The sequence below is a fragment of the Roseibium aggregatum IAM 12614 genome, from assembly GCF_000168975.1.
In the GTDB taxonomy this organism is placed as follows: domain Bacteria; phylum Pseudomonadota; class Alphaproteobacteria; order Rhizobiales; family Stappiaceae; genus Roseibium; species Roseibium aggregatum.
On the sequence record NZ_AAUW01000005.1, the window covers coordinates 90,862 to 107,634 of the forward strand.

Annotated in this window: 14 protein-coding genes; 5 read left to right on the forward strand and 9 right to left on the reverse strand. The window is 60.9% G+C overall.

Annotated elements, in window-relative coordinates:
- Window positions 1–57: 57 nt before the first annotated feature.
- Window positions 58–969 (reverse strand): DMT family transporter, encoded by a 912-nt coding sequence (locus SIAM614_RS08085; RefSeq protein WP_050789354.1) that lies wholly within the window; start codon window positions 967–969, stop codon window positions 58–60.
- Between the two features lie 228 nt (window positions 970–1,197).
- On the opposite strand from SIAM614_RS08085, the gene SIAM614_RS08090 reads away from it, so the two are divergent.
- On the forward strand, window positions 1,198–3,360 hold the full coding sequence (locus SIAM614_RS08090) for a malate synthase G (protein WP_006933537.1): 2,163 nt from the start codon (window positions 1,198–1,200) through the stop codon (window positions 3,358–3,360).
- 62 nt (window positions 3,361–3,422) lie between these two features.
- Here the strand turns inward: SIAM614_RS08090 and SIAM614_RS08095 are convergent, their stop codons facing one another.
- Genes SIAM614_RS08095 through SIAM614_RS08105 form a run of 3 tightly spaced genes read right to left on the reverse strand, consistent with a single transcriptional unit; the run spans window position 3,423 to window position 7,745 of the window.
- Window positions 3,423–4,634, reverse strand: a complete 1,212-nt coding sequence (locus SIAM614_RS08095) for a mandelate racemase/muconate lactonizing enzyme family protein (RefSeq protein WP_006933539.1) — start codon at window positions 4,632–4,634, stop codon at window positions 3,423–3,425.
- Between the two features lie 10 nt (window positions 4,635–4,644).
- A complete protein-coding gene (locus tag SIAM614_RS08100) occupies window positions 4,645–6,132 on the reverse strand; it encodes an aldehyde dehydrogenase family protein (protein WP_006933541.1) in 1,488 nt (495 codons plus the stop codon).
- The gene (locus tag SIAM614_RS08105) at window positions 6,129–7,745 is read right to left on the reverse strand and encodes a GMC family oxidoreductase (protein WP_006933543.1); all 1,617 of its coding nucleotides are present in this window, start codon (window positions 7,743–7,745) and stop codon (window positions 6,129–6,131) included. Before SIAM614_RS08105 ends, SIAM614_RS08100 begins: the two co-directional genes overlap by 4 nt.
- Before the next feature lie 180 nt (window positions 7,746–7,925).
- On the opposite strand from SIAM614_RS08105, the gene SIAM614_RS08110 reads away from it, so the two are divergent.
- Window positions 7,926–8,819, forward strand: coding sequence for a LysR substrate-binding domain-containing protein (locus tag SIAM614_RS08110; RefSeq protein ID WP_006933545.1), 894 nt, complete (start codon window positions 7,926–7,928; stop codon window positions 8,817–8,819).
- Window positions 8,820–9,160: 341 nt separating this feature from the next.
- Here the strand turns inward: SIAM614_RS08110 and SIAM614_RS08115 are convergent, their stop codons facing one another.
- Both SIAM614_RS08115 and SIAM614_RS08120 read right to left on the reverse strand, forming a co-directional pair.
- Window positions 9,161–11,530, reverse strand: coding sequence for a fatty acid cis/trans isomerase (locus tag SIAM614_RS08115; RefSeq protein ID WP_006933546.1), 2,370 nt, complete (start codon window positions 11,528–11,530; stop codon window positions 9,161–9,163).
- Window positions 11,520–11,750, reverse strand: a complete 231-nt coding sequence (locus SIAM614_RS08120) for a hypothetical protein (protein WP_040439682.1) — start codon at window positions 11,748–11,750, stop codon at window positions 11,520–11,522. Before SIAM614_RS08120 ends, SIAM614_RS08115 begins: the two co-directional genes overlap by 11 nt.
- A gap of 200 nt (window positions 11,751–11,950) precedes the next feature.
- Between SIAM614_RS08120 and SIAM614_RS08125 the strand changes: the two genes are divergently transcribed.
- The 3 genes from SIAM614_RS08125 (at window position 11,951) to SIAM614_RS08135 (ending at window position 15,211) form a co-directional block, all read left to right on the forward strand.
- On the forward strand, window positions 11,951–13,276 hold the full coding sequence (locus tag SIAM614_RS08125) for an NAD(P)/FAD-dependent oxidoreductase (RefSeq protein WP_040439622.1): 1,326 nt from the start codon (window positions 11,951–11,953) through the stop codon (window positions 13,274–13,276).
- Window position 13,277: 1 nt separating this feature from the next.
- Window positions 13,278–14,600 (forward strand): NAD(P)/FAD-dependent oxidoreductase, encoded by a 1,323-nt coding sequence (locus SIAM614_RS08130; protein WP_006933549.1) that lies wholly within the window; start codon window positions 13,278–13,280, stop codon window positions 14,598–14,600.
- Between the two features lie 65 nt (window positions 14,601–14,665).
- Entirely contained in the window at window positions 14,666–15,211 is a 546-nt protein-coding gene (locus SIAM614_RS08135; protein WP_006933550.1) for a ClbS/DfsB family four-helix bundle protein, read from the forward strand.
- On the opposite strand, the gene SIAM614_RS08140 is transcribed toward SIAM614_RS08135, so the two are convergent.
- The 3 genes from SIAM614_RS08140 to SIAM614_RS08150 are packed head-to-tail and all read right to left on the reverse strand — an operon-like array spanning window position 15,193 to window position 16,749.
- On the reverse strand, window positions 15,193–15,921 hold the full coding sequence (locus tag SIAM614_RS08140) for a GNAT family N-acetyltransferase (protein WP_198137284.1): 729 nt from the start codon (window positions 15,919–15,921) through the stop codon (window positions 15,193–15,195). The genes SIAM614_RS08135 and SIAM614_RS08140 overlap by 19 nt on opposite strands.
- Entirely contained in the window at window positions 15,902–16,222 is a 321-nt protein-coding gene (locus tag SIAM614_RS32905; protein WP_006933552.1) for an antibiotic biosynthesis monooxygenase family protein, read from the reverse strand. Before SIAM614_RS32905 ends, SIAM614_RS08140 begins: the two co-directional genes overlap by 20 nt.
- A complete protein-coding gene (locus SIAM614_RS08150) occupies window positions 16,219–16,749 on the reverse strand; it encodes a MarR family winged helix-turn-helix transcriptional regulator (protein ID WP_006933553.1) in 531 nt (176 codons plus the stop codon). Before SIAM614_RS08150 ends, SIAM614_RS32905 begins: the two co-directional genes overlap by 4 nt.
- Between the last annotated feature and the right edge of the window lie 24 nt (window positions 16,750–16,773).

Genomic DNA, 16,773 nt, shown 5'->3' on the forward strand with positions numbered 1-16,773 from the left:
TGTCCCGGAGCGGGGCGTCGGTGCAGGCCAAAAAGGTCCGGTATTACACCGTTTCGCCTAGCCTGCCTTGCGCTCCGAAAGCCAGATGCCACCGATCACCAGCGCCAGAGCGGAGCCGTGATACCATTTGAACGGTTCTCCGAGGATGGAAACCGCCAGAATGGCCGCGAAGATAGGCACCAGGTTGATGAAGACCCCCGCGCGGGCCGGTCCGATCAGCTCGACACCGCGCATGAAGAAGATCTGCGCGAGGCAGGAAGGAAACAGCGCGATATAAAGGACCACGAGCCACCCCTGGAGTGACGGCCACTGAACGGTGCCGGCGGCAATGTCATACCCAAGACCGGGCAGGGAGGTGAGGGCCGCAATGCCGGACAGAACCGCAAAGAAGGCAAGCGGTGAAACCTGCGGCCGGTCGCGCAGCGCAAGCGTATATCCGGAATAGAGCACACAGGCGATCAGCATCACCCCGTCGCCTGGATTGACGGCAAGCGCAAGCAATACCTCCAGACTGCCCTGGGCGGCAATCAGCGTCACCCCGGCAAGCGTCAGCAGAATGCCGATCACCTGCAGGGTCCGGATCCTGCTGCCGAACGCAATCATGGAGCCGATCAGAACAAGAATGGGGACCGACCCCTGGATAATGCCCAGGTTGACGGCCGTGGTTTCCGTCGCAGCGATATAGAACAGCGTGTTGAAGCCGATGAACCCGAAGACGGCCATCAGCACCATACGGAAGGAATAGGGCCGCATCAGGGGCCACTCCGCACATATGTGCCGCCACTGCAGCGGCACCAGAATGCCGGCAACGATCACCCAACGCAGGAACACCACCACCATCGGAGACACTTCGCCAACCGCAAGGCGGCCGGCAACAGTGTTGCCGCCCCAGAACAGCGTGGTCAGGGCCAGCATCAATAGGGCGTTGCCGTAGGTCAGATCGCCTACACGTTTAACCAGCGAGTACATGGAAACCATTGTGTGGAAGATGGAATGGAACCCCATCGGTAACGGATTGGCGCGCGCAGGCAAAGGGCAATCTTTTTGTATACCGACCTATACTGTTGGAGATAATGATCGGGATCTTTTCCAAAATGGAAAAAGTCATCCAATCGGCCTGGCAATTGACGATTGCGTGCTTAGACCCCAAAACACGGGCTAATATCAGATTTTCAAGTTCGTTTAGGGAGCTGACAGATGACAGGCCGCGTCGATGCCCATGGATTGCAAGTTGCCAGGGTTCTTTATGACTTCGTCAATGAAAAGGCCCTTCCGGAGACTGGTGTCGATCAGGAACATTTCTGGAAAAGCCTGTCGAGCCTGATCCACGATCTGGCGCCGAAGAACCGGGCGCTGCTGGCAAAGCGTGACAGCCTGCAGGAAAAGATCGATATCTGGCACAAGGCCAACCCGGGCACCCCGGACATGGAGGGGTACAAGACCTTCCTGACGGAAATCGGCTATCTGGTACCGGAAGGACCGGACTTCTCCGTCGGCACCGCTAACATTGATCCGGAAATTGGCTCTGTCGCAGGCCCGCAGCTTGTCGTTCCGGTGATGAATGCGCGCTATGCACTCAACGCCGCCAATGCGCGCTGGGGGTCTCTCTATGATGCGCTTTACGGCACCGATGCGATGGGCTCTCTGCCGGCCGGCAAGGGATTTGACCCCGCACGCGGCGCCGAAGTGATTGCCTACGCACGCAAGGTTCTGGACGAAGCTGCTCCGCTGGCGGCTGGAAGCTGGTCCGATGTGACCGGGTTTGCCGTGGAAGACGAAGCGCTTGTCATTTCCACCAAGACCGGAAGCACGAGCCTTGCCGATGCCTCTCAGTTTGCAGGGTATTCCGGAGACAATGCAGCTCCCTACAAGGTGCTGCTGGTCAGAAACGGCCTGCATCTGGAAATCAACATCGATGCGCAACATCCGATCGGCAAGACCGATGACGCCAGTATCGCCGATGTGATCCTGGAATCGGCGATGTCGACGATCATGGATTGCGAGGATTCTGTCGCCGCGGTCGACGCGGAAGACAAGGTCGTCGTCTACACCAACTGGCTTGGCCTGATGAAGGGCGACCTGGAAGAAACATTCGAAAAGGGCGGAGAGACCGTCACCCGCCGGATGAACGGCGACCGCAATTACACGGCACCTGACGGGACCGCGCTGTCGCTGCACGGCCGCTCGCTGCTGCTGATACGCAACGTCGGCCATCTCATGACCAACGACGCCGTGCTCGACAAGGACGGCAACGAGGTGCCGGAAGGTCTTCTCGACGGCATGATCACCTCGCTGATCGCGCTGCACGACATCGGCCCGAGCGGCCGCGAGCTGAACAGCCGCGCGGGTTCGGTCTATATCGTCAAGCCGAAGATGCACGGCCCGGAAGAAGTTGCGTTTGCCTGCGAGATCTTCAACCGGGTGGAAGATGCCCTCGGCCTTGAGCGCAACACGCTCAAGATGGGCATCATGGACGAGGAACGCCGCACCACGGTGAACCTGAAGGAGTGTATCCGTCAGGCCAAGGACAGGGTGTTCTTCATCAACACCGGCTTCCTCGACCGGACCGGCGATGAAATGCACACCTCCATGGAAGCCGGTCCGATGATCCGCAAGGGCGACATGAAGGCCGCAACCTGGATCAGTGCCTACGAGAACAACAACGTCGATGTCGGTCTTGCCTGCGGGCTGCCGGGTCATGCCCAGATCGGCAAGGGCATGTGGGCCATGCCCGACCTGATGCACGCCATGCTGGAGCAGAAGATCGGTCATCCCATGTCCGGCGCGAACACGGCCTGGGTTCCCTCGCCGACGGCTGCGACGCTCCATGCGCTGCACTACCACAAGGTGGCCGTGACAGAGCGTCAGAACGAGTTGAAGAGCCGTGACGCCGCCAAGCTGGAAGACATTCTCTCCATTCCCGTTGCCGAGCGCCCGAACTGGGCACCGGAAGACATTCAGGCTGAACTCGACAACAATGCCCAGGGCATTCTGGGCTACGTCGTCCGCTGGGTCGAACAGGGCGTCGGCTGCTCCAAGGTGCCGGACATCAACGATGTCGGCCTGATGGAAGACCGGGCCACCCTTCGCATTTCCTCGCAACACATCGCCAACTGGCTGCACCACGGCGTTGTCGGACGGGAGCAGGTTCTGGAGACCATGAAGCGCATGGCCGCGGTGGTGGACGGCCAGAACGAGGGCGATCCGCTCTACCGGCCGATGGCGGCGGACTTCGAAGGCTCGGTCGCCTTCCAGGCTGCATGCGAACTGGTGTTCGAAGGCGCCAGCCAGCCAAACGGTTACACCGAGCCGGTGCTGCATCGCCGCCGGATCGAGTTCAAGGCCAAGACAGCGGCCTGATTTTGAGAAAAGAAAACTGATGTTTCGGCCGCAGGGAGACCTCCCTGCGGCCGAACTGCTATTTAGAGCGGCAAGGCCGGGCTTTCCTGGAACCCAAGATGCAGTTCATTGCCGGTGTAGGGATGCGCCCGAGCGATCTCCTCGTTGAGGTCGTGACCAAGGCCCGGCTCGTCTGAGGGGATGACGTAGCCGTCTTCCCAGCGGATTGGCGTCTTCAGCAGCTCGGCATAGAAACCGTCGAAGGTGCGGATCGATTCCAGTACCAGGAAATTCGGGCTGCAGGTTGCAAGCTGGATATTGGCGAGCGCCACCAGCGGTCCGCAGTAAAGATGCGGTGCTATCTGCGCCGAACGGCATTCCGCCATCGCTGCAATCTTCTTGGCTTCCAGCAGACCGCCGACGCGTCCGAGGTTCATCTGCAGGATGCTCGCCGCTCCGGTTTCCAGCACCCGGGCAAATTCATATTTGGTGCAGAGCCTCTCACCGGTCGCGACCGCTATGGATGTAAACCGCGCAACCTCGGCCATGTCCTCCGGCTTTTCCGGCGGGATCGGCTCCTCGAACCAGAGCGGATCATAGGCCTCGATCCGGCGGGCAAGGCGCTTGGCGCCCGAAACGGTGAACTGGCCATGCGTGCCGAAAAGAAGGTCGGCCCTGGTGCCGACGGCGTTGCGGATCTGCCGGCAGAAGGCTTCTGACCGCTCCAGATCGTCAAGGCTCGGCTGGTGACCATCGTAGATCGTGTAGGCACCAGCCGGATCGAACTTCACCGCCGTGAAACCCTGATCAACGGCCTTGACCGCCGCTTCCGCCGCCATGTCCGGATCGTTGTAGACGTTGGGCTTCGACGGGTCCGGATAGACATCGCCGTCGGAAGGATAGAGGTAGGTGTAGGACCGAAGACGCTCATGCACCTTGCCGCCCAGAAGCTGATAGGCCGGCTTGCCGGCGGCCTTGCCGATGATGTCCCAGCAGGCTATTTCCAGACCCGACAAAACGCCCATCACGGTGACATCCGGACGCTGCGTGTAACCGGCGCCATAGGTCTTGTGCCAAAGCTTCTCGATGTGGTGCGGGTCTTCGCCTTCGAACTGGCGCTGAAACACGTCCTTTGCCATTTCGGCAACCAGATGCGGGCCGAAGGTCGCGTTGTAGATCTCGCCATAGCCAATGATCCCGCATGCGGTCACCAGCTTGACGAAGATGAAGTAGCGCCCACCGTGGCGCGGCGGGGCGTTTTCGACGACGAAGGTCTCGATTTGGTCGAGTTTCATTTTGGTCCGCTTAGCTCGCGTTGCTGATCGTGATGGACTTTACCTTGGTATAGGCGTCGAGGCCTTCCCAGCCTTTTTCGCGGCCGTAACCTGATTTCTTGTTGCCGCCGAAAGGCAGCTCCAGACCGCCGGCCCAATAGTCGTTGACCGAAACCTGGCCGCAATCCAATGCTCCGGCAACCCGCATCGCCCTGCCAACGTCATTGGTATAGACGCTGGCGATCAGGCCGAAGTCGGTGCCGTTGGCAAGTGCGACGGCTTCTTCCTCGCTCTCGAACATCTGAACAGACAGCACCGGGCCGAAGATTTCTTCCTGGACCGCGGGATCGTCCGGCGCGAGATCCGCGATAATTGTCGGCTGGAAGAACCAGCCCTTGCCGGTATCCGTGTCGCTGGTGACGTCGCCGCCGGTCAGGATGTTGGCGCCGCGCGCCTTCGCGGCATCCACATGGTCCTTGATACGGGAAAGATGCAGTTCAGAATTGATAGCGCCCATGTCCGGGGCCGTCAGGCCATGACCGGTTCTGATCCTGGCCGCGCGTTCGGCAAGGATTGAAAGTACCTCGTCGCGGATCGATTTGTGCAGGATCAGCCGCGATCCGGCCGAACAGATCTGGCCGGAATTGGAAAAGATTGCCCAATAGGCTCCATCGGCGACCTTCTCCGGATCGGCATCGGCAAAAGCGATCAGAGGTGACTTGCCGCCGAGTTCCAGTGTCAGCCGGGTCACGTTCGGCGCGGCCATCTGGGCCACATTGATGCCGGTGGTGACGGAGCCGGTGAAGGTAAGCTGCTTGATGCGGGGATCGCGGGCCATCTGTGCGCCAACATCGCTGCCAAGCCCGGTGACCACATTCACCAGTCCCTCCGGCACACCGGCCTCACAGAGAAGTTCGGCCATGACAAGCGCGGTAAAAGGCGTCGTCTCGGCCGGCTTGGCGACAACGGAACAGCCCGCCGCAAGGGCAGGGGCGACACCGCGCGCGAAGGTCGAGGTGGGATAGTTCCAGGGAATGATATGCCCTGTAACTCCGACCGGTTCGCGCACGGTGAAGGCAGTGTAGGCAGGGCCGAGATTGACCGACCGTCCGTCAAGCTTGTCGGCGGCACCTGCATAATATTCGAAGAGGCGCGCGGAGGACTGAACGTCGCCCTGGGCCTCTGCCAGCGTCTTGCCGCTGTCGACCACCTCGATCACGGCCAGACGGTCGGCATTTTCGCGGAACACCCGGGCTACAGTGTTGAGGATCCGGCAGCGCTCCGCGGGCGTCACCTGACGCCAGTGGGCGGCCGCTTTCTCGGCAGCGTCGATGGCCTTGTCCATATCGTTTTCGGACCCGAGAGAAAATTCGGCAAAAGCTTCCGCCCGGCCCGGGTCGAAGCTGTCCATCTTGCGGTTCGAGGCAGGAGTGCGCTTGCCGGCGATGAAATGCCCGTCGGGCAGGGCGTCGAGCTTGCCTGTGGTCAGATAGTCTTGGGCGATGTCCTGAACGGTCATGAGAGGGCTCGCTTCTGGTCTTCTAGAATGAGATCGGCCCCCTTGAGGGCCAGCATCATGGTCGGGGCGTTGGTGTTGCCCGAGGTGATGTTCGGAAAGGCGGACGCGTCGGCGACGCGCAGGCCTTCAACCCCATGCACCTGCAGGCGGCTGTTGACGACGGTTGTCTCGCGGTTTTCCCCCATGCGGCATGTCGACACCGGATGGAAGACGGTGCTGGCCCGGCTTCGGAAGTCCGACAGAAGTCCGTCACTGTCAAGGTCGCCAAGGATGGGGGCGACCGGTTGCTCGACAAGCGCGCTCAAGGCGTGGCTTGCCATCAATCTCTGGCAAAGCTTTCCGCCATCGATCACGGTCTGGCGGTCTTCTTCTGTTGCGAGAGAATTAGGCCGGATCGAGGGCGCAGCACTGGCATCGGCGCTCTTGATGTCGATGCGGCCCCGGCTGGTCGGACGGGCCGGCTGGGCGCAGATGATGAAGCCGTTGAACGGATCGATGGTCAGCCGGGTCTTGTCCTTGTAGGGCCGTAGGCGATAGCTGATCGGATTGAAATAAAGCTGCTGGTCCGGTCGGCTGAGATCCGGCCGCGAGCGCAGGAAGCCGCCGCACTGGTTGACGGAAAGCGCCAGAGGTCCCTTGCGCGTTGCCGCATAGCGCATGGCGGAAAGAGCCTGGCCGAGCAGGGGGCGCAGGATCGCGTTGAGCGTCGGTTCCTTGGCACGAAATGTGAAATTGGCCGCCAGATGATCCTGAAGATGGCCGCCGACATTATCATTGGCGTGGATGACGGGAATGCCCAGTTCACTCAGCAGCTTTCCCGGTCCGATGCCGGAAACCTGAAGCAGTTGCGGCGAGCCGATGGCGCCAGCCGCCAGGATGACTTCCCGGCCGGCAAACAGGGTTTCCCCACTCAGGAGTTCCACGCCTGTCGCCCTGTTTCCGTCAAACAGAATGCGGGCCACCTGGGCCTGCGTACGAACGCTCAGGTTCTTGCGGGCAAGCGCCGGACGAAGATAGGCGCGGGCAGAGGAACACCGGCGGCCGTCCCGTGTGTTGATCTGGTAAATGCCGCCACCTTCCGGAGCATCGCCATTGAAATCGTCGCTCCACGGCAGCCCGACCTCACGGATCGCGGCGAAGAAATGCCGGTTCACCCTGTGGACCTGATCGGACACGTTCTGGATATGGATTGGGCCATTGCCTTGTTTGACGCCGTCGCAGGTGACCCGTGTTTCAAGGCGCTCGAATGTCGACTTGACGTTCGCCCACCCCCAGCCTCTTGCACCGGAGGCCTCCCAGTCTTCGAAATCGCCGGGCAGGCCGCGGCAATAGACCATCGCGTTGATCGAGCCAGATCCCCCCAGCAACCGGCCGCGCGGCCAGTAGACTCTGCGGCCACCCAGGCCCTCGTCCGGGTCGGTCATGAACCGCCAGGTGCGTTTCGGGTCGGAATTCAGCTTGCCGTAGCCAAGCGGCAGCGTCACCCAGGGCGAGGCATCGGACCCGCCAGCTTCCAGAAGAAGGACACGGGTTTGCGGATCGGCGCTCAGGCGCTCCGCCAGGATACATCCGGCCGAGCCGGCCCCAACGATGATGTAATCGACCTTGTTCATTTTCCGCTGCCAGTTGACTGCTGTTTGGACAAAGTGTCGGCGAGGATCGAAAAATCCTGAAGCGAAAAAATATTTGGTATAGCCTCGAAAATATTTGAAGGAACAGTCTGTCTACACAGGTGCGAATTCGTTTCGGCAGGTGGAGGCAGATGTTCCACCGGGAGAAGAAAGGACGGCGAAATGGCCTATAGCCTGCCACCGCTCACGTGGCTGCGCGCATTCGAGGCGGCCGCCCGGCTGGGGAACTTTACCCGGGCAGCGGAAGAGCTTCTCATCACCCCCGCTGCCGTCAGCTATCAGGTGCGCCAACTGGAGCAGCTCCTCGGCTATCCGCTCTTCGACCGCGTTCACCGCGAGCTGGTTTTGACCCGGCTCGGGCAGACCTACCTGCCGACGGTCGAGAAGGCCTTTTCCGACCTGTCCATCGCCACGGTTTCGGTGTTTGGCGAACGCGACAGGCAGCCGGTCCGTTTCCGCTGTCTCAACAGCTTCGGTCAGCTCTGGATGATCCCGCGGCTGCGCGCGTTCCAGGAAGCGCACCCGGGCGTCGACCTGCAGATGATCTCGGCCTCCTGGGCAGAAACGCTCAGTCCGGAACTGTTCGACATCGATATCCGCTTCGGTGACGGCAGCTGGACCGACGGGGTGGTGTCGTTTCTGGTGAACGACCCGATCATTCCGGTCTGCCATCCGGAACTGGCCCTCGACCCGGACAAGCGTGACATCGAAGCGCTGGCAGGGGCAACCCGTCTCGACATCATGGGCGTCATCGATACCTGGGAGAGCTTCTTCCGCAGCCATGGCCATGCAGTGCCCAAGCGCAATGGCCTGCAGGTCGACCAGACCCTGTCGGCCCTGGAACTGGCCGCTCTTGGCCATGGCCATGCCCTGGTGCTGGAAACGCTCGCCCAGCCCTATCTGGACAGTGGCCGCTTGATCCGGTCGTCAGACAAGAAGATCAAGAGCCGGCACAGCTACTATCTCGTCACCGACGGCCCCCGCCAGGCACTTGGTCCCGACGCCCAGATCTTCTGCGACTGGATGTTTCGGGAACTTGGCGGGGAAGCGGGATGAGGAGGTTGTTCATGGATGTAAGCTGTTTGTCGGGCTGGTCACAACAAACTCCGGTTTATCCTGGACGTCTGGACCGAAAGTGTCAGAGGGCGCAGTTGACGTGGTTCGTGTAACGAACTTCCGCCCTCCTCAGTTGTCATCCCCGCGAAGGCGGGGATCCAGTAACCTCATGAATTTGCTTTGGAAACTTAATTCTCACCTCACGCTTTACTGGATTCCCGCCTTCGCGGGAATGACAAATGTGGTTGTTGCAGTCGCCCCGGGCACCACTTTCGGAACAGACATTCAGGATGAGGAAGAGTGTTTGGCTGAGCAAAAGCCCACCCGCTCAAGCCTCAAGATTAATCCATCGAGAAGGTGAACTCGAACAGCCGATCGATCGGATCGAGGGGTTTCGGGTCCCGGTACCGGTTGAGATCGAGCAAACCCGCCTGAAGTTGATCCTGGTCTCTCAGGGCAGTCTGGATCCGGTCGAACTCGGTCCAGAAGGCCGGATCTGTTCTGCGGATGCCGAAACGTTCCACGAGTTTGAGATAATCGTCCTGCGATCGGATCGCCCGAACCGTCTCGACGAAGGTCGGTAGCTGCGCCTGGCTCACCTTGAACATGAAATTCGGATAGCTGCTGAACTGGCCGGGAACGACCGTCACGCTGTCGTTCTGCGGCTCGCGGCGCAGGTCCTCGTTGAAGATGAAGGCGACATTGCTGTGGGCCATGTCGTGCACCAGCGTGAATACCTGCGCGTCACGCTCCGTCTCCACGAGAAGCACCGAGATATCTGCCAGGAACTTAGCATATGGGGCAGGCTTTTGGACAAGCGGGCGCAGTTGACCGGCTGGGGTGTCGTCGGCCGCGCAGGTGCTTCCGCTGCAGCGGTTGATGGGATCGTGCTCGGCCCACAGACCCGCAGGTTTGCGCAGCAGGGAGGTCAGGAACTCCGTTTTGGTGTGGCTGGTGGTGAAGTGGATTCCCGTCGGCGACTTGCTGTCGAGCGCACTTTCCTTCCAGAGATCGACAAGATTGACGAGCGGCCCCTGATACCAGCTGTCGTGCAACGGTTTGCGCACCTGTGGCGGCAGGAACGACAGGAATGTCCGCTCCCCCTCGCGGCGCAGGCTGTCCATGTAGAGACGCGTCGTCAGTTGGTGCTCCACGTTGCCGAAGACGTCGAACCCGGCGACCAGATTGTAATAGATCCGCTCGAACAGCGGAAAGTCGATGACCCAGGCCGTTTCCGGTATGGCACCGACAAAACCGGTCACCACCGACGCGGATGAGAAATTGCGGTAGACCGTCAGGCGGGCATCGACCTCGGTATCGTCGCCGTCCCAGATATCGCTATAGTCCGGACCGCCTTCAGCCTTGAACTTGCTCTCGTATCGTCCTTTGCGAAACTCCTGATACTTGACCGGCCCGAGCGACAGGAACGCTTCCAGCCGCTTGGATATTTTGCCACCGAATTGCGCGACCGGCAGTTCCAGGATCGGGATCGCGGTTTCCAGGAAGGTCGGGTCCGTAATGGAGAGGTCGGCATCCGGGTTCAGGAAAGACACCCAGAAGCGGTCCTCGATCACGTTGACGGCAACCTGTCCGTAGCAGACGGGGCCGCGGATGAAGGACCGGACGAAATACAGCGCGTCGTCCAGGAGGAACTGATAGCGGCTGCGGGCAGGGATCGCGCGGAACGTCGACAGAGGGTTGCCGCCCGCGGCCGTTGAATAGGACGGCAGGCTCTCGATCTCCCAGTCGCTTTTCAGAAACAGGTCTGCATAGCGGTCGAGGCGCTTGGGGCCGATTTCATAGACCATGTGCTCCTTGTGCAGGATGGTGCCGTCAATCGGGATGAGCCTGTAATGAAAGGGCCCGCCCGGATCGTCGAAGGGGCGGCGCGTGGCGATTTCATCGGCGGGGGAACCGGCCGGGGTTCTGGAGCGGATCACCCGGAAGAACCGGTTCTGGTCGTCGCCCTCCAGATGCAGATGGGCCAGGAACAGGTGCTCGTAGACATAGCGGGCGACAAGTTTCGATCGTCGGTCGCCACGATTGAAGAATGTTTCGACGGCCTGCACTGTCTGCGTGACGCTCTTCGGCAGGCGCTTGTCGGTGTCCGGGGCAGGTGCGCCATCCCGGGCCCAGGTCAGCAAGGTCTCGTAGTCGCCGTCGGCAAGCGGTGCCATGGCAAAGGGCATACCGCCCTGCGGATGTTCCTTGAGATAATCCTTCACCTTGCCGGGCATGGCGCAGGTATTGGCCCGCAGTGTGGAAATGTCGATGTCGACGGGAAGCGGGGCCCCGAGTTTGAACGAAGTCTTGCGACCGGCCAGAAGCAACTGTTCCAGAACGGATGGTCCGCCCTGTGTGCCGGCAACATTGAAGAACCCCTTGGCGCGCCAGTCCGGAACGGTTTTCGCGTCGACGCCAAGACGCGTCATCGGTGCATCCTCCAGCCGGGAGGAATCATAGACTTTCTGCTTGCTCGCTCCCCTCAACCAGCCTGAGGCCGACGACAGCTTGAGCTGACAGGGGGCGTCATAACAGCCGTGGCAGACCACGCAGCGCTTGTTGAGAACATCGACAGCAGAACCGGCTTCCTGTGCGGTTGCAGCACTGGCCCACCAGATCAACAGCACCGGAATGGCGGATTTCAGGAACCGGAAGAACGGTCTCTTACTGCGCCCGGCTGCAATCCTGTCCCAGGCCTCAACCCTCATCGTCTTCCATCCGCTGGCGGGTCACCCGGCTCGGATCGTCAGGTCCCTTGTAGCGGAACAGGTAAGCCCATGCCGCGTAGGCGGTGATGGCCGACATGATATAGACCCAGGTGGTCGTGCCGTAGACATATTCCACGCCGGTCCAGCCGGCGCAAAAGGCGACCAGCACAATTCTGCGCCAAAGTGGATCGAACCAGGGATGTTCTACGGGACCAAACACAGTTTTGCCTTCCTTTTGCGTCATCTGAGCCTTCTGGCCGGGCTTCCTGACGTTACGGGATCCTCAAGAGCTTGCAAAATCAGGTAAAACCTGCCTGCTATCGACTGATTACACCTTGAATCCCACTGCTGAACAAGGGAATGTGGCGTTGAACTCCCCGCCACTGCAATTCATGTTGATAAGAGGGCCTGGCTTCCGACATGCTGACTTCGCTTGATCTCCTGACAGCTAATGACACGCCAGGTCAACACCCACCTTCCTATTACGCAGCGACTGCCAACAGGCAAACGGCTCACCCGGTGCTGGATGGCTCTCATACGTGCACGGCCTGCGTCATCGGCGGCGGCTACACCGGGCTGTCGGCCGCCTTGCATCTGGCCGAACGTGGGGTCGATGTCATCCTGCTGGAAGCCAACCGGATCGGATGGGGCGCTTCGGGCCGCAACGGCGGCCAGGTCGGGTCCGGCCAGCGCATGGACCAGACGGTCCTGGAACAACGCCATGGCAAGTCTCACGCCAGATTGCTGTGGGATCTTGCTGAGGATTCCAAGGCGCTGGTCAAGGACCTGATCGTGAAACACCAGATCGCCTGCGATTACACGCCGGGGATACTGCATGCCGATCACCGCAAGAGTTTTGTCGAGGAAAGCCGCGACTATGTCGAGCATCTCAGGCTCGTCTACGGTTATGAGGACATCCGCTTCGTCGGACCTGACGAAATCGGCGAACAGGTTGGTAGTCCGCGCTATTACGGCGGATCTCTGGATACGGGGGCAGGTCACCTTCATCCGCTCAATTTCGCGCTTGGTCTCGGCCAGGCGGCCGAAGCCGCAGGGGCCAGGATTTTCGAGGAAACCAAGGTCACCGGTATTGAGGGCCAGGGCACGGAGCGGATCACGGTGAGGACCGGGCAGGGCGACGTTCGCGCGGATCACCTCATTCTGGCCTGCAATGGCTATCTTGGCCGTCTCGACCGCCGGACCGCCGCGCACGTCATGCCGATCAACAATTTCATCGTGGCGACCGAACAGTTTTCGGAAGACGAAGCGCAGAGGATCATTCGCAACAATGTCGCTGTGGCTGACAGCAAGTTCGTGATCAACTACTTCCGCCTGTCCGCCGACCGCCGGCTGCTGTTCGGCGGCGGCGAGAATTACGGCTATCGCTTCCCGGAAGACATCAAGGCCTTCGTGCGTGAACCGATGCTGGAAATCTTCCCGCAGCTCGGCGATGTGGGCATCGACTACGGCTGGGGCGGCACACTGGCGATCACGCCCAAGCGCATGCCTTATTTCGCGCGTCTGGCCCCCAACATGCTGACCGCCGGTGGCTATTCCGGCCACGGTGTTGCCATGGCGACCCTTGGTGGACAGATTCTGGCGGAAGCCGTTACAGGCACTGCCGGGCGTTTCGATGTCTTTGAAAAGCTCGACATACCGTCTTTCCCCGGCGGCGACCGGCTGCGCTTCCCGCTTCTGGTGCTGGCCATGACCTGGTTTTCACTGCGGGACAGGCTCGGATTTTGAGATGCCGCTGAATCGCACGGAAACGCGCCGAACCATCGGCAGTTACTGGGAAGCCAGCGTTCCGCAGGTCAGACTGGACCGGCAGCTTATCGGCAACGCGGTGTTCGATGTGGCGATCATTGGCGCAGGGTTTGCCGGGCTGAGTGCTGCGCTGCGGCTTGCACAGGCTGGTGTTTCGGTCTGTGTTCTGGAGGCCGAACACGTCGGCTACGGTGCGTCGGGCCGCAATGGCGGGTTTTGCTGCCTGGGCGGAACCAAGCTCGACGAGCACCGCCTGATCAAGAAATTCGGTCTGGAAGAAGCGCGCCGCTTCGTTGCCTATCAGGTTGCCGGCGTCAATCTTGTTGCCCAGCGGCTGGAGAGCTGGGGTGTTGACGCCGACCGTCATTCCAAGGGAGAGATCTACCTGGCCCACCGGCCGAAGGATTTCGCCGGGTTTCAGGCGGAAGCCGCGTTCCTGAAGGAAAACTTCGGCATCAAGGCGCGGGTTCTTTCCAAGACGGACCTGGATGCGGAAGGGTATGGCGGGCCGGCATTCCACGGGGGCATGCACATGCCTTATGGTTTCGCGCTCAATCCCATGGCCTACGTTCAGGCGCTGGCGGAGCAGGTGCGCCGCGTCGGCGGCAAGATCTTCGCAAAAACACCGGTGACCGGTATCACCCGGGACAGCGACCGCTGGCATCTGGAAACCCAGCACGGTTTCATCCGGACCAAAAAGGTTCTCCTGGCTGGCAACGGCTATGCGCGTGAAGACGCTCCCAGGTGGCTGCACGGGCGCACGCTGCCGGTGATGTCGTCCATCCTGGTTACCCGGCCCTTGAGCGAGGACGAACTGGCAGCGCAGGGCTGGACTGCCGACACGATGGCAGCGGATACACGCAACCTGTTGCATTATTTCCGTCTGTTGCCGGACCGACGGTTCCTGTTCGGCACGCGCGGCGGGATATTCGAAAACGCCCAGTCCCTTGCGGCCATGTACAAGCGTGCCAGGGCGGATTTCGAGGAGATGTTTCCTGCCTGGGCCGACGTCGAAGCGGAACATAGCTGGTATGGGCACGTGTGCCTCGCGCGCAATCTCACCCCTTTCGTCGGTGAAGTGCCCGGCCTTGAGGGCATCTATGCCGCAATGGGGTGGCACGGCAGCGGTATCGCCATGGCCTCCATCTCGGGAGAGAAGGTCGCCGGGCTGATGCTGGGCAAGCTCCAGCCGGGTGACCTGCCGGTCCCCTTGCGGCGTCCCTTCGCCAGGTTTCCGCTACCGTCCCTGCGCAAGCTCTATCTTCAGGGTGCCTACTGGTGGTACGGCTGGCAGGACAGGTGATCTGCGTACCAACGAGGGAACGTCAGGCCATCTGATCCCGCATGAGGCGGTCATGGGAGAGCGGCATGCCGGCAACATCCAAGACAGAACTGCTGGCCGCAAGCGAGCGTGAGTTTTCGAAGCTGCAACAGCTTCTTGACGACCTGCCTGCAATGCTGCGCCTTGAAAAGGATGCGGACGGCATTTCGCCGAAAGATATCGTCGGCCACAGAGCCCACTGGATCGACCTGTTCCTGGGCTGGTACCGGGACGGGCTGGCGGGCAGGCCCGTCTGGTTTCCGGCCAAAGGTTACAAGTGGAACGAGACGCCCAGATACAATGCCGATCTGAGGCAGAGACAATCCGGCCTGTCGTGGCAGTCAGTGCGCTCGCTTCTGGACAGCAATCACGCCGAACTGCTTGCCCTGATCGAAGGCCTGGACGAGGAAGAACTTTACGGCGGACCGATGAAAGGCTCCAACAACAAGTGGACGACGGGCCGCTGGGCGGAAGCCGCCGGCCCCAGCCATTACCGGTCGGCTACAAAATATCTGCGCCAGCGTCGCACCCGGTTTGAGGAAGAAAGAGACCGGCGCAATTCCGATGTGAGGGGTCAGTCAGGGGTGACCTGAGCCTTGCGTCTGACAACGGCTACGTTGACCTCCCGCCATATCTCGAAACCCAGCTTGCGGTAGAGAGCGATTGCTCCGTGATTGTCCGCGTAAGCGTGAAGGAACGGAATGTCGCCGCGGCTCCTGATGACTTCAGTCACATGAAGAGAGAGCTCGGATGCCAGGCCTCTGCCTCGGAAATCGGGATGAGTGCAGATCCCGCTGACTTCCGTATAGCCGTCGAGGTTGATCCTGCTGCCCGCCATTGCAGCCAGACGGCCGTCCAGCCTGATGCCGAAGAACGTGCCCAGCTCCGGCGTGCGTGCGGTGAACGGGCCCGGTTTTGTCAGTGTTGCAAGCTCGACCATCTCCGGGACATCGGTTTCATCCAGCTGCACGATTGAAGTCGGTCGGGATGGGCCTGCTGACGGGGAAACTTCCACCATGAGAACACCAAGCGCGGTAATCTCTGCCTCAAGATCTTTGGGCAGGGCGATGTCATCCGCCTGCAGTATGAACGCCCGGTCGTCACCCGCTTGAATCAGCTCCGCCAGGGCTGCCAGAGCTTCGGGCGAGTTGTTCGCCGCTGCCGCGAAGGGAGAGATGGCCGGATCAAAACGGCGGGCAAGGTCGCCACCCTTGCTGAATTGCGCATGCCGGGAGGTCAGGGCTGACCAGACAACCCGCTTCAGAAGGCTGTCCCGGCTCGGTTCATTCATAACTGCGTGCATCTTCGAGCTCATAGTGTTGTGAAATCAGATCCCATCGCTTCAGCACTTCCCGGGCGGCATCGGGCACATAACAGCGCTCGTAATCCGGGCCTTGAAACGCGATGATGTCGTCAAGCGAGCGGAAACTCATGATGGTGATGAATTCCACCTCTGTTTCCAGGTTCCTTCGAAGCACCTCGAGGCCGAGATAGCCGGGAATGGCTTTCGCTTCGATGCCCGGAATGACTTGTGTCGTAAGACCATGGGCATAGGTGTCGGCCATGCCGGGGTCTGTCCAGCCATGCCAGATGCGCTTGATCATCGTTCAATCTCCGGAGGCGATTGCAGAGAGTTCCAGTTCTGCAACGGCATGTCCTTGCAGCGGACAGAAAGCGGGCTCGTGCAAAGGGCATCCTCCAGACCGGCAAGCTGGTCAAGCAGAGGGCCTTCCAGACTGTTGCAGGCATCGGCAACGGCCAGGGTGATCGCGGGCCAGAGCGTTTCTTTCAGATGGGCGACGAGGGCTACTCCCTTGTCGGTCAGGCCGATCGTCGTCACGCGACGGTCCTGTTGCGAGGGAACGGATTCAACCAGTCCATCCGACTTCATCTTGTTGATCGTTCTGGTTACGCCCGGCTGGCTCTGGCCAAGGGTCTTCGCCAGATCGCCGATACTCAGCGGACCCTGCCGATCAAGTGCGGCAAGAACGGGGTTGTGCGGCGTTGGCAGATCGGTGCCGGCAAGTTCGGCGGCGACGGTCTGCGTTTGTGCCTGCAGAATTTCTCCGATCCGCTTCAGCCGGCTGCCCAGCGTGGCATAGCCGAGGGCGCGGACGACGTCTTCGCTCATGGGTCTCTCCAGTTACATAACATG

Coding starts and splice junctions, on each gene's coding strand:
- SIAM614_RS08085 (WP_050789354.1), bottom strand. CDS start 969: ATGTACTCGCTGGTTAAACGTGTAGGCGATCTGACCTACGGCAACGCC.
- SIAM614_RS08090 (WP_006933537.1), top strand. CDS start 1,198: ATGACAGGCCGCGTCGATGCCCATGGATTGCAAGTTGCCAGGGTTCTT.
- SIAM614_RS08095 (WP_006933539.1), bottom strand. CDS start 4,634: ATGAAACTCGACCAAATCGAGACCTTCGTCGTCGAAAACGCCCCGCCG.
- SIAM614_RS08100 (WP_006933541.1), bottom strand. CDS start 6,132: ATGACCGTTCAGGACATCGCCCAAGACTATCTGACCACAGGCAAGCTC.
- SIAM614_RS08105 (WP_006933543.1), bottom strand. CDS start 7,745: ATGAACAAGGTCGATTACATCATCGTTGGGGCCGGCTCGGCCGGATGT.
- SIAM614_RS08110 (WP_006933545.1), top strand. CDS start 7,926: ATGGCCTATAGCCTGCCACCGCTCACGTGGCTGCGCGCATTCGAGGCG.
- SIAM614_RS08115 (WP_006933546.1), bottom strand. CDS start 11,530: ATGAGGGTTGAGGCCTGGGACAGGATTGCAGCCGGGCGCAGTAAGAGA.
- SIAM614_RS08125 (WP_040439622.1), top strand. CDS start 11,951: ATGCTGACTTCGCTTGATCTCCTGACAGCTAATGACACGCCAGGTCAA.
- SIAM614_RS08130 (WP_006933549.1), top strand. CDS start 13,278: ATGCCGCTGAATCGCACGGAAACGCGCCGAACCATCGGCAGTTACTGG.
- SIAM614_RS08135 (WP_006933550.1), top strand. CDS start 14,666: ATGCCGGCAACATCCAAGACAGAACTGCTGGCCGCAAGCGAGCGTGAG.
- SIAM614_RS08140 (WP_198137284.1), bottom strand. CDS start 15,921: ATGCACGCAGTTATGAATGAACCGAGCCGGGACAGCCTTCTGAAGCGG.
- SIAM614_RS32905 (WP_006933552.1), bottom strand. CDS start 16,222: ATGATCAAGCGCATCTGGCATGGCTGGACAGACCCCGGCATGGCCGAC.
- SIAM614_RS08150 (WP_006933553.1), bottom strand. CDS start 16,749: ATGAGCGAAGACGTCGTCCGCGCCCTCGGCTATGCCACGCTGGGCAGC.